Origin of the sequence: Flavobacterium glycogeni, assembly GCF_048286775.1 — a bacterium.
Lineage (GTDB): Bacteria > Bacteroidota > Bacteroidia > Flavobacteriales > Flavobacteriaceae > Flavobacterium.
Genome location: NZ_JBLVPV010000034.1, coordinates 21,361 through 32,847 on the forward strand (window position 1 = coordinate 21,361; position 11,487 = coordinate 32,847).

Sequence of the window (11,487 nt, forward strand, 5' to 3'; positions counted from 1 at the left end):
ATTCGGATAAATTTGTCTTTTATTAGAAATAATGATTATTTTTGCATAAATAAATTTTAATCGAAAACAGATCTTATGGAAACTTTAGAGAAAATAACAATCGGAGAATACGTTGCAAAAGATTTTAGAACCGCAGCAATATTTTCAAAATACGGAATTGATTTTTGCTGCAAAGGCAATCGAACAATCGAGGAAGCTTGCGAAAAAAAGGATGTTGATACGGATCAATTAATGGAGCAGTTAAATACTGTTTTGACAACCAAAAATGACAGTGCCATAGATTTCAAAACGTGGCCTTTGGACCTATTGGCAGATTATATTGAAAAAACGCATCACCGTTACGTGGAAGAAAAAACGCAAATTATACTTCCTTTTTTAGACAAACTGTGCAAAGTTCATGGTGCAAATCATCCTGAATTATTCGAAATCAATGAACTGTTTATTGGTTGTGCAGGCGAATTAGCGCAACACATGAAAAAAGAAGAACTGATTTTGTTTCCTTTTATCAAAAAAATGGCAAAAGCAGCGCTTACAGAAGAACAAATTGCGAAACCACAATTTGGAACCGTAAAAAATCCCATTGCCATGATGATGGAGGAACATGAAGCTGAAGGAGATCGTTTTGTTAAAATAGCATCACTAACCAATAATTACACGCCGCCGGCCGATGGTTGCAGTACTTTCCGTGTGACTTATTCCATGTTAGCTGATTTTGAGCAGGATTTGCACAAACACATTCATTTGGAAAACAACATTTTGTTTCCAAGCGCCATCCTTTTAGAAAAAAAATTCTCCGAACAAGAATAAAAATAAACCCCCATAATCTAACCTTAATCATCAAATGCTATGGAAAAATATGTTATCAAAAGAAACGGCGAATACAAACCTTTTGAGAGTTATAAAATAAAGGACGCGATTGAAAAAAGCTTTCAAAGTGTTTCCATAACATTTGATGCAATTCTTTTTGAAAAAGTTATTCAGGATTTACAATCCAAAGAAACTTGGGCCGTTGAGGAAATTCAGGATTTAATCGAGAAAAACCTTTTTGAAAAACAATATTTCGAAGTTATGCGTTCCTTTATGTTGTTTAGACATACGCGCAAATTGCAACGCGAACATGTGAATGGCTTAAACGAAGACACCACTTATGTTGACAGCACGCAAACCATCGAGGAATACATAGAACAAACGGATTGGCGAATCAATGCCAATGCCAATACCTCCTACTCTAATGCGGGATTGGTCAACAATGTTGCCGGCAAAATTATTGCTAATTATTGGCTCGACAAAGTATATACAAAAGAAGAAGGGTATGCACATCGCAATGGCGACATCCACATTCATGATTTAGATTGTTTGACCGGATATTGCGCCGGTTGGAGTCTGCGGGTATTGCTCAACGATGGTTTTAATGGCGTTCGCGGACGCGTGGAAAGCAAAGCGCCTTCGCATTTTAGAGAAGCTTTGGGACAAATGGCGAATTTCCTTGGGATTTTGCAAAGCGAATGGGCCGGAGCGCAAGCCTTCAGTTCGTTTGACACGTATTTGGCTCCCTATGTTTTCAAAGATGATTTATCATTTGAGGATGTCTTGAAAGCCGTTCGCAGTTTTGTTTACAATTTGAATGTTCCGGCGCGTTGGGGACAATCGCCTTTCACGAATATCACTTTGGATTGGGTCGTTCCCGATGATTTGAAAACCCAAATTCCGACGAAAAATGACTATCATTTTTTTGAGGACAATTTTGATTATGACCTCCTATTGCGAGCCAGGGAAAGAGGCGTTACAAAAGCAACCGAATTGCGTTACGAGCATTTTCAAAAAGAAATGAACCTCATCAACAAAGCGTATTACACGGTAATGACCGAAGGTGATGCCAACGGACAGCCGTTCACCTTCCCTATTCCAACAGTAAACATTACCGAAGAATTTGATTGGGATGGAGAAAACACCGATTTGCTTTTTGAAAATACAGCAAAAATCGGCTCTTCCTATTTCCAGAATTTCATAGGAAGCCAATATGTCTTGGATGAAAATGGCAATAAAGTAGAAAATGAAAACGCGTATAAACCCAATGCCGTTCGCAGCATGTGCTGTCGTTTACAACTCGATTTAAGAGAACTGTTAAAACGGGGGAACGGACTTTTTGGAAGTGCAGAAATGACAGGAAGCATTGGCGTAGTGACCATTAACATGGCGCGTTTGGGTTATTTATTCAAAGGGAATAAAGAAGAATTATACAAACAATTAGATCGATTATTATATATTTCTAAATCGACTTTAGAGAAAAAAAGAGTGTTTATCCAAGAAATGTACGACAGAGGGTTGTACCCTTATACCAAACGGTATCTGCAGCATTTCAGAAATCACTTTTCGACCATTGGTGTAAACGGAATGAACGAGATGATTGCGAATTTTACCGGAAATCAAGATGCCATTACTTCATCGTCAGGAATCGAATTTGCATCAGAAATCTTGGAGCATATTCGAAACCGAATGAAAGAATTCCAAGAGGAAACCGGAAATTTATACAATCTGGAAGCTACACCGGCCGAAGGAACCACCTACCGTTTTGCCAAAGAAGACAAAAAACGTTTCCCAAACATTTTACAAGCCGGACAGGGCGACAATATTTATTACACCAACAGTTCCCAGATTCCGGTGGATCACACCGAAGACCCTTTTGAAGCGTTGTTTTTGCAAGATGAATTGCAATGCAAATATACCGGAGGAACGGTTTTACACTTGTATATGAGTGAAAAAATCAGTTCGCCAGAAGCCTGTAAACAGTTTGTGAAGAAAGTAATCTCCAATTTCAAATTGCCTTACATTACCGTTACGCCAGTGTTTAGCGTGTGTCCGGTTCATGGGTATTTGAATGGAGAACACGAATATTGCCCGAAATGCGATGAAATTCTAATTGAAGAAAAAAAGTTGAAGTTGAGTAATTAAAAAAGTTTAAAGTTTAAGGTTTAAAGTTGAGCAACTTACCTGAAACCTTAATTTTCTTAATTCCTTAATCGTTCAAAAAAAATCTCAATTTTAAAAAATAGTCTTTATAGAAAAAATTAGTGACGTCAAAACTTTAAACCTTAAACTTTAAACTTTTTAAATATATGAAAACCACGAATCCGATTTTAGAACAAAACCAACATTTGAGAACCAAATGTTTAGTGTACACAAGAGTAATGGGCTATCACAGACCCGTAGAAAGTTTCAATATTGGAAAAAAAGGAGAACACAAACAGCGAACCCATTTCAGTGAAGGAAAATGTTAATACTCCCATTTACAGCATAACGCCTTTCACTTTATTAGATTATGCGCATAAATCAGCTTGCATTCTTTGGTTTGCAGGCTGTAATATGCGTTGTTTGTATTGTTACAATCCTGAAATCGTACTCGGAAAAGGAACTATTTCATTCGAAAAAGCGCTTACTTTTCTTCATTCCAGAAAAAATTTGTTGGACGCAGTAGTTTTTAGCGGAGGCGAATGCCTGTTGCATAAAAACTGTATTCAACTCATAACTGAAGTCAAAAAAATGGGCTTTTTGGTAAAAATTGACACCAATGGTTCACGACCTGAAGTCTTGCAAGAATTACTTAAAAATCAATTGATCGATTATGTTGCGTTGGATTTTAAAGCCATGCCCGTTCATTTTGAAAAGATAACACAGTCCAATCTTTTTCTGCCTTTTGAAAAGTCGCTGTGCTTATTAGTAGAAAATGGACTCCCGTTTGAAGTTCGCACCACGGTACATTCGGATTTGATTGATAAGAATCACATGCAAGCCATGATACAGTATTTAGAGCAGCAAAACTATCAGGGAAATTATTATATCCAGCATTTTGCGAATGGAGCGACTACATTAGAAAAATTGGGCTATTCTGTTAGGGAATTGGAAAAGGAAAATCTTTCTACCACACGTATTAAAGTATATTTTAGAGGCTGATTCTAAAGTAGCGTTGCCGAGAAAGCGTATCTTTAAAAACAAATACAATTTTACATGAACCATCATTTTTTGTTAATTATCCATCTTTTAAGTGCCACAGTTTGGGTGGGTGGCCATTTGTTGTTGGTCTTTGATCATTTGCCACAAGCCCTAAAAGAGAAAGACCCGGGCATTATTTTAAATTATGAAAAAAAGTATGAACCTGTAGGAATGACGGCTTTGGTTTTACTGGTCATTACGGGAATTTTAATGGCTTATAAATACGGCGTTAGCATCGAATATTGGTTCCAGTTTGCCACTCCTATTGAGAAAGTGGTTTCTACAAAATTACTTTTATTGTTTTTGACGGTAACTTTCGCCTTGAGCGCACAGTTTAGGGTAATTCCCAAACTTAAAAATAATCCAGACAAGTTGCCTGAAATGGCTTTTCATATACTATCCGTTACAATAATTGGTGTATTGATGCTCATTTTTGGTTCTTTCATCCGTTTTGGCGGGTTTTAAATTCTTATATTATGATTTCAAATAAACCATTAAAAAGAGCTCCGGAATTACAACCTTTAAGCCACGATCATCATCATGGTTTGCAATTGTGTTGGAAAATACGAACGGGTTTTTCGAAGCAAATTGAACCCGATCGCATCAAAAAATATTCGGACTGGTTTTTTAAAACGCATTTGAAACCCCATTTCGAATTGGAAGAAAAACATGTCTTTCCCATTTTAGGGGCAGAGAATGACCTTGTAAAACGAGCTTTGGCAGAACATCGCCGATTGAAACGCTTATTCAAGCAAACTTCCGATCTAGAAAAATCTTTAGGACGCATTGAAGAAGAATTGGAAGCACACATTCGTTTTGAGGAACGTATTATATTTGTTGAAATCCAAAAAATAGCCACCCAAGACCAATTGGCTAAAATTAAAGAAATTCATACCGAAGCATCTTTTACAGAAAAGAACGATGACCTTTTTTGGAAATAAAAAAACGGTCAACCCAAAGAATAAAGAATATTCAAAAGGAATAGCACTTATTTCTATAAATTTGTAAAAAAACAACTATGTTTTCTAAAACCTGTGAATACGGAATTCGAGCCACCATTTTTATAGCATCAGAATCCTATCAAAATAATAGAGCTGGGCTTAGGGATATTGCTAAAAAAATAGATTCTCCCGAGGCTTTTACGGCCAAAATTTTACAAATACTATCCAAGAATAATATTATCCATTCTATTAAAGGTGTTGGTGGCGGATTTGAAATTCCAAAAGAAACCATGAGCCAAATAAAACTGTCCCAAATTGTAACGGCACTAGATGGAGATCGCGTTTTTACCGGTTGCGGTCTGGGATTAAGTCATTGTTCCGAAGATCATCCTTGTCCGGTTCATGATAAATTCAAGGCCATCAGAAATGAATTGGCTTTCATGCTCGAAAACACCAATCTGGAAGAATTAGCAATGGGAATAAAATCAGGTGATACTTTCTTGCGGTATTAACCAAAAGTAATCTTATATTTACAAAAACTGTTTTATGTACAAAGTCTACCGATTTTGGGTGGATTCTATCCATTCTATGGCTGGTATAAACGAGTTGGATGCAATTAAATCGAAACCACAAACAAACATATATTTAAATCTTAATTGAACAGTTTAAAGAATGGCTAAAGCAAAATCGACAATAAAATCAGTAAAATCAGAAATTGAAGCTAAAATTGAGAGCCAAAGTATTATTGGAGAAGTAAATCAAGGAGGTTATCAACCAATAAGGTTTACGAGAATAAAGTACAAAGCAACATCTGAAACTCATATTGACATAAGAAAATTTCAAAGAGCAACAAAAACTGATGAAGAGGGAGAAGATGAAGATAAATTCTATCCTACTAAATTGGGATTCAGATTTCCTGAACGTGAATTTGCTAAAGTTATTAAAGAATATACTTTAATGCCAAAAACTTATGTTCATCCCGAAATAATTAAAAAGAGTTTTAAACTTTTGGAAGGTGGTCATTATGAAAGTGCTGTTCTTCAAGCATTCAAGTGCATTGAAATACGAATTCGTGAATTAACAAAAGCTGATGCAGAAGAAGTTGGAATTAAATTAATTAGAAAAGCTTTTAATTCAGAAAATGGTAGTTTGACAGATATGAATTTACCAGTTTCAGAAAGAGAAGCATTTTCAAACTATATTTCTGGAGCATTTGGATATTATAAAAACCCATGTTCTCATAGAGACGTAGAACTTGATTTTATTTCTTCGTTTGACAGAATCGTAGTTGCAAGTGATTTATTGAAAATTATTGACAAATCAGAGAAAGACAAACCACCTTTTTGACATTAACTTCACCCAAACAGCAGTTAGAAAATGGCTTGATAGATTTTATCCTAATAAAAAACAAATCTTTGAAATATGGAGTACCCGATGTCACGGATTTATTGCGCGAATTTGCAATTCGTGTCCTCAAACATAAGCCATAACACAAATAATTAAAGTTGTTATTTCTTCATGTTTTTAAAATAAAAAGCTCTTTACGGGCACATCAAAAAGCCCTCTCCACCTTTCGAAAAACGAATGTGAAGAGGGCTTATTTTTTGAACTTATATTGAAATAGTTTTATGCCAATTCCAGTTCCGGAATTTTAATACCAAACAATTCTTCTTTATAAAAGTGCAACAGGTATTGTGTACTTTGATTCTTGTTATCAGCAGCATCCGATGAAGAAAATAATGATTGATAATACGCGATTCCTTCCGCCAAATTGTTCTTGAACAAGTTCCATTTTTTTATTTGCGGCGCCGTAAGTTCGGCAGAAACCGTTGTAATTTCGTTCTTCAAATAATCCAGATACATTTTCAATTCTTTGACAAACATATTCGGACGATTTTGAACAGTCAATACCGAAGTGTTTCCATAAATGTGCTGCACCATTTGCGAGAGTGAAACTTCATGGTCAAAATAAGCCATATTAGGCCCAGGACAAATGACAACACCTTGCGCCTGCCCTTTAATCTTGATGCCATTTTCCAGATAAGAAGCATTGGCTAAACCAACACAAAGACAGGATTTTTCGGTGATTTTGTTTTTCGCATTTTCGAACATTTCAGCGGTCAAAGTATCTTTCTTGCTGTCCAATTCCTCTAATTTTAAATCTTGGAATTTTTTGGAAGCAGAACAAATTCCTTTTGCTCCATATTCTTTGCTTAACGCCAAAAACTTTTTCGGACAAGAACTTCCCGCATTATTATCGTGAATCCGTTTTTGTTTGAAGTGCTCATTAGTTGTTCCTCTCAAGGTATTAAAAGGAATTCCCAAAGGAGAAATATGACTCAGGTATAAATCTTTTTCTTTGGCATTTGCCAATAATTTACGCGTGGCTTCATCTACAGAAGTGGCTTCGGGAACCAATAAAAATGGAGTCCCCCAACCCACAGAATCCACATCATAATGATCCAATAAAAAGTCATGTTCTTCGGCTGTACCTACTCCGCCCTGAACCGTTATTTTTAATTCCAATGGATTTTCAGGAACGTGCATTCCCTTTTGCACTAAAGCTTTCACCATTAAATCGTGCGCAGACTGGATCAATTGCTCTTTTTTCTGTTTGAATTCTTCCAAAATAGGACCTAACAAATAGCCATCGGTGGCAAAAGCGTGTCCGCCACAGTTCAATCCGGATTCAACTCGGTATTCAGAAACCCAAAGTCCTTTTTTGGCCAAGAAGTTCCCTTGTATCATTGCTGAACGGAAATCGCTCACTTTTAGAATTATTTTTTTCTTTAAAGTATTGTTGCTGTCCGGGAAAAAAACCTCGAAATTTTCGAAATAACTGTACAATCTTGGATTCATTCCAGCCGAAAGTACTACCGAAGAAGTTAAGTTGCTATTGGCAAAACCACGAAGTGAAGCATGGGCATCATTGAAAGCCACCGGTAATTGTTCGTCTTTAATGAAATTGTCCTTGTCGATTTTGGTCATGATATTTACATCAATGGCACCCGCGCTCAGGTTATTTTCAAGATAATTCTTGATATTTTCTTTAAAGGCAATTCCGTCATCCATTAGATGCTGAAGTCCTTTTTTTATCTCCGACTTGTTGGGTAACATGGCAATATAATTCTCTAATGCCAATTTACTTTCAGCCAGTTCATTCTTGAAATTCTCGAATTTATCTTTTACGATTTTGTCTACCAAATTTAGATACGACGTGATGCGCTCTGCTCGATAATCGTGCATTTTTTGAGAAATCTCCTGATACGGAAGGCTAAATTTTTCGCTGTAAAAAGCATTCATTTTTTCTATAAGATCATCATCTATGATCGAAATCACTGAGGATATCCCATACTTTGCCACTCGAATTGGACTGTCTATGGTGTAAGCAAGTCCCATCACGGGGATATGGAAAGTATGTAACGGTTTAGTTGTTGTCATGCATTAAAATAATTTATTAAATAGGCAACAAATATCGTAAAAGGGAATAGTTTAAAACCTGATAAATATCATATCCATTCGTCTGTTATTAAAGTACTTTTACGGGTTTAAAACAACTTAAATCAGAATAATAAGAGATAATGCGTAAGGGTTGAAAGTCTTTTTTTGTGCCGTTAGATTATTTGCGAGAGCAAATACCTATAGGTAGTAATTAGGTTTAAAATTTGGTAGCGTGCCGTAGGTACGCAACAAAACGATAAATGTTGCGTACCTACGGCACGCTAAATTTCTTTCAATTCATGTTTCTACCGAGATTTAGTGCCTAACGGCACATTCCAACCGTTGATTCGCATAAATACCTAATTTTAAATTTAGCAGTAGCATTTAAATAGTAAAACCAGAAAAATTAAAAACGATGAATAGCCTTAAAGAACGAATATTGGCCTTAAAAAAAGAGAAAAATGCGGTTATTTTAGCCCATTACTATCAGGAAGCCGCTATTCAGGATGTAGCAGATTATGTGGGTGACAGTTTAGGATTGTCGATTGAAGCCATGAAAGCAGATGCAGATATTATTCTTTTTGCTGGCGTACATTTTATGGCTGAAACCGCAAAAATTTTAAACCCGTCCAAAAAAGTAATTCTGCCCGATTTAAAAGCAGGTTGTTCTCTGGCTGAATCGTGTCCACCGGATTTATTCAAAAAATTCATTGATGAACATCCTGGTCATATTGTCATCACTTACGTAAATTGTTCAGCCGAAATTAAAGCGTTAAGCGATATTGTCTGTACCTCATCGAATGCTTTGAAAATAGTGGAATCTATTCCCAAAGAAACTCCCATTATTTTTGCCCCGGATAAGAATTTAGGAAAATATATCATCAGCAAAACAGGCAGAGACATGCTGCTTTGGGACGGTTCCTGTGTGGTACATGAAGCTTTTTCGCTGGATAAATTAATCGAAGTCCATAAACTGCATCCCGATGCTAAAATCATTGCCCATCCCGAATCAGAAACGCATATTCTGGAAACCGCCAGTTATATTGGTTCGACAGCCGGAATGATTGATTACGTAAAAACAAACCCTAACAACACGTTTATTGTTGCTACCGAAGCGGGAATTCTTCACAAAATGCAACAGGAAGTTCCAAATAAAATACTGATTCCGGCGCCATCACAAGAAGATAATACCTGTGCCTGCAGCGAATGTGGCTATATGAAAATGAATACCTTACAAAAAGTGTATGACTGTTTGCTTAATGAAACTCCCGAAATTAGTATTCCGGAGTCTATTAGAGAAAAAGCATTGCTTCCTATTGAACGAATGCTAGAATTATCCAAATAATGATTACTACAAATTACTTAATCATTGGTTCAGGAGTTGCCGGATTGACTTTTGCCATAAAAATTGCAGACTGTTTTCCCGACAAGAAAGTGACTATTGTAACCAAGTCAAATGCCGATGAATCCAACACTAAATATGCGCAAGGCGGAATTGCCATTGTTACAGATGAAACCGAGGATTCGTATCAAAAACATATTGAAGACACCTTAATCTGTGGCGATGGTTTGTGTGATGTGGAAGTCGTAAAAATGGTCGTTACCGAAGGTCCGAAACGATTGAAAGAACTCATAGCATGGGGCGCCAAATTTGACAAAACCGCCAAAGGAAATTTTGATTTAGGCAAAGAAGGCGGACATTCCCAGAACAGGGTGGTACATCATAAAGACCAAACGGGTTATGAAATTGAACGCACTATTTTAGACCAGGTGCATCAAAAAGGAAATATTACGGTTTTAGACCATCATTTTGCGCTGGATTTGATTACGGAAGAGAATCAGTGTCTGGGAGCTTTTGTTCTAAATCAAAAAACGAATGAAATTATCACATTCCAATCTGATTTCACGCTGCTTGCCACTGGCGGAATCGGGCATCTTTACGGACACACCACCAATCCGATAATTGCAACAGGCGATGGAATTGCGATGGCTTTTCGTGCGAATGCCAACATTAAAGACATGGAGTTTATTCAATTTCATCCTACTGCATTGTATGATACTTCCATTGGATCGAAGTTTCTAATTTCGGAGGCAGTGCGCGGTTTTGGAGCCTATTTACGCACCAAAAAAGGCACCCGGTTTATGCTTGATTATGACAAGAGAGCCGAATTGGCTTCCCGCGATATCGTTTCCCAGAGCATCGATTTGGAGCTTAAAAAAACGGGGGATGAATGTGTATATTTAGATTGTACTCATTTAGATTTAGAGCCGTTTACAAAACACTTTCCGATGATTTACGAGCATTGTAAAAAAATTGGAATAGACATTACAAAAGATTGGATTCCCGTGGTTCCCGCACAGCATTATCTCTGTGGTGGAATTACAGTTGATAAAAACGGGAAAACATCCATAGAAAATTTATTTGCTTGTGGCGAATGTTCCCGTACAGGCCTACATGGTGCCAATCGATTAGCGTCCAATTCCTTGCTGGAAGCTTTGGTGTATTCGGATAAAATTTATAATTACTTGGCAGATACCACTTTTGAAAACATCCTTTTTATCAGTTCCATTTCTGATTGGAAATTAGAAACAAAACCTACAATAAATCCAGATTACATTGCTAAGATCAAAACCGAATTGCAACTTTCAATGCGCCAAAATGCAGGAATTGTGCGTTTTGATGTTGATTTGCGTAAAGCAAAAGAACAATTGATGCAATGGCAAGACGAATTAGAAACAATAATTAAAAACAATCAAATTAGTACTGAGCTGTACGAATTGTGCAATATGATTACAATTGGGAATCTAATCGTGCAACAATCTATCGAAAGGGACGAAAATTGCGGTGGTTTTCTGAAGTTTGCACCCAGTTATAATTGTAGAAAAAAAATTAAACGATTAACCTGAATTCGTTTATTATTTTAAAATATAATTCGTTTAAAATCATAAATATACACACAATAATCAGGTCAAACGCATTAAAATAAGTTGAAGTTTAAACCACATAGATTCTGTGTTGATTTCCAAATAAATCTATATTTTTTTTATACTTTTGTTTTTAAGTCAGTCATAGAACTAGACTCTATAGCGTGTTTAAGCCGTTTGTGTTTGCACG

General features: G+C 36.4%; 11 protein-coding genes. 10 read left to right on the forward strand and 1 reads right to left on the reverse strand.

Annotation, left to right across the window (positions count from 1 at the left end; translation table 11 throughout):
- Nucleotides 1–75: 75 nt before the first annotated feature.
- From ric to ACNQGX_RS17370, 8 genes are all read left to right on the forward strand, one after another.
- Nucleotides 76–807: an iron-sulfur cluster repair di-iron protein gene (gene ric / locus ACNQGX_RS17335; RefSeq protein WP_417978377.1), complete on the forward strand. Its 732-nt coding sequence runs from the start codon at nt 76–78 to the stop codon at nt 805–807.
- A 39-nt stretch (nt 808–846) separates the two neighbouring features.
- Complete coding sequence (locus tag ACNQGX_RS17340) at nt 847–2,952, forward strand: ribonucleoside triphosphate reductase (RefSeq protein ID WP_417978379.1); 2,106 nt, start codon at nt 847–849, stop codon at nt 2,950–2,952.
- 164 nt (nt 2,953–3,116) lie between these two features.
- The gene (nrdD, locus tag ACNQGX_RS17345; RefSeq protein ID WP_282716364.1) at nt 3,117–3,278 is read left to right on the forward strand and encodes an anaerobic ribonucleoside-triphosphate reductase; all 162 of its coding nucleotides are present in this window, start codon (nt 3,117–3,119) and stop codon (nt 3,276–3,278) included.
- Complete coding sequence (locus ACNQGX_RS17350; protein ID WP_417978381.1) at nt 3,262–3,951, forward strand: anaerobic ribonucleoside-triphosphate reductase activating protein; 690 nt, start codon at nt 3,262–3,264, stop codon at nt 3,949–3,951. Before nrdD ends, ACNQGX_RS17350 begins: the two co-directional genes overlap by 17 nt.
- A gap of 54 nt (nt 3,952–4,005) precedes the next feature.
- Nucleotides 4,006–4,455, forward strand: coding sequence for a CopD family protein (locus ACNQGX_RS17355; protein WP_417978383.1), 450 nt, complete (start codon nt 4,006–4,008; stop codon nt 4,453–4,455).
- A gap of 11 nt (nt 4,456–4,466) precedes the next feature.
- Nucleotides 4,467–4,931: a hemerythrin domain-containing protein gene (locus ACNQGX_RS17360; RefSeq protein ID WP_417978385.1), complete on the forward strand. Its 465-nt coding sequence runs from the start codon at nt 4,467–4,469 to the stop codon at nt 4,929–4,931.
- 77 nt (nt 4,932–5,008) lie between these two features.
- Entirely contained in the window at nt 5,009–5,443 is a 435-nt protein-coding gene (locus ACNQGX_RS17365) for an RrF2 family transcriptional regulator (RefSeq protein ID WP_417978387.1), read from the forward strand.
- Nucleotides 5,444–5,603: 160 nt separating this feature from the next.
- Nucleotides 5,604–6,278 carry a TIGR02391 family protein gene (locus tag ACNQGX_RS17370; protein WP_417978389.1) on the forward strand — a complete coding sequence of 225 codons (675 nt, stop codon included), beginning with the start codon at nt 5,604–5,606 and terminating at the stop codon, nt 6,276–6,278.
- 279 nt (nt 6,279–6,557) lie between these two features.
- Here the strand turns inward: ACNQGX_RS17370 and ACNQGX_RS17375 are convergent, their stop codons facing one another.
- Nucleotides 6,558–8,372: a hypothetical protein gene (locus ACNQGX_RS17375; RefSeq protein WP_417978391.1), complete on the reverse strand. Its 1,815-nt coding sequence runs from the start codon at nt 8,370–8,372 to the stop codon at nt 6,558–6,560.
- 415 nt (nt 8,373–8,787) lie between these two features.
- On the opposite strand from ACNQGX_RS17375, the gene nadA reads away from it, so the two are divergent.
- Nucleotides 8,788–9,717, forward strand: a complete 930-nt coding sequence (gene nadA, locus ACNQGX_RS17380; protein ID WP_417978393.1) for a quinolinate synthase NadA — start codon at nt 8,788–8,790, stop codon at nt 9,715–9,717.
- Nucleotides 9,717–11,279: an L-aspartate oxidase gene (gene nadB / locus ACNQGX_RS17385; RefSeq protein ID WP_417978396.1), complete on the forward strand. Its 1,563-nt coding sequence runs from the start codon at nt 9,717–9,719 to the stop codon at nt 11,277–11,279. Before nadA ends, nadB begins: the two co-directional genes overlap by 1 nt.
- The last annotated feature ends 208 nt before the right edge of the window (nt 11,280–11,487 follow it).

What these genes read in the sequence shown, in the direction of transcription:
- ric (WP_417978377.1), top strand. Translation starts at nt 76, where the DNA reads ATGGAAACTTTAGAGAAAATAACAATCGGAGAATACGTTGCAAAAGAT.
- ACNQGX_RS17340 (WP_417978379.1), top strand. Translation starts at nt 847, where the DNA reads ATGGAAAAATATGTTATCAAAAGAAACGGCGAATACAAACCTTTTGAG.
- nrdD (WP_282716364.1), top strand. Translation starts at nt 3,117, where the DNA reads ATGAAAACCACGAATCCGATTTTAGAACAAAACCAACATTTGAGAACC.
- ACNQGX_RS17355 (WP_417978383.1), top strand. Translation starts at nt 4,006, where the DNA reads ATGAACCATCATTTTTTGTTAATTATCCATCTTTTAAGTGCCACAGTT.
- ACNQGX_RS17360 (WP_417978385.1), top strand. Translation starts at nt 4,467, where the DNA reads ATGATTTCAAATAAACCATTAAAAAGAGCTCCGGAATTACAACCTTTA.
- ACNQGX_RS17365 (WP_417978387.1), top strand. Translation starts at nt 5,009, where the DNA reads ATGTTTTCTAAAACCTGTGAATACGGAATTCGAGCCACCATTTTTATA.
- ACNQGX_RS17370 (WP_417978389.1), top strand. Translation starts at nt 5,604, where the DNA reads ATGGCTAAAGCAAAATCGACAATAAAATCAGTAAAATCAGAAATTGAA.
- ACNQGX_RS17375 (WP_417978391.1), bottom strand. Translation starts at nt 8,372, where the DNA reads ATGACAACAACTAAACCGTTACATACTTTCCATATCCCCGTGATGGGA.
- nadA (WP_417978393.1), top strand. Translation starts at nt 8,788, where the DNA reads ATGAATAGCCTTAAAGAACGAATATTGGCCTTAAAAAAAGAGAAAAAT.
- nadB (WP_417978396.1), top strand. Translation starts at nt 9,717, where the DNA reads ATGATTACTACAAATTACTTAATCATTGGTTCAGGAGTTGCCGGATTG.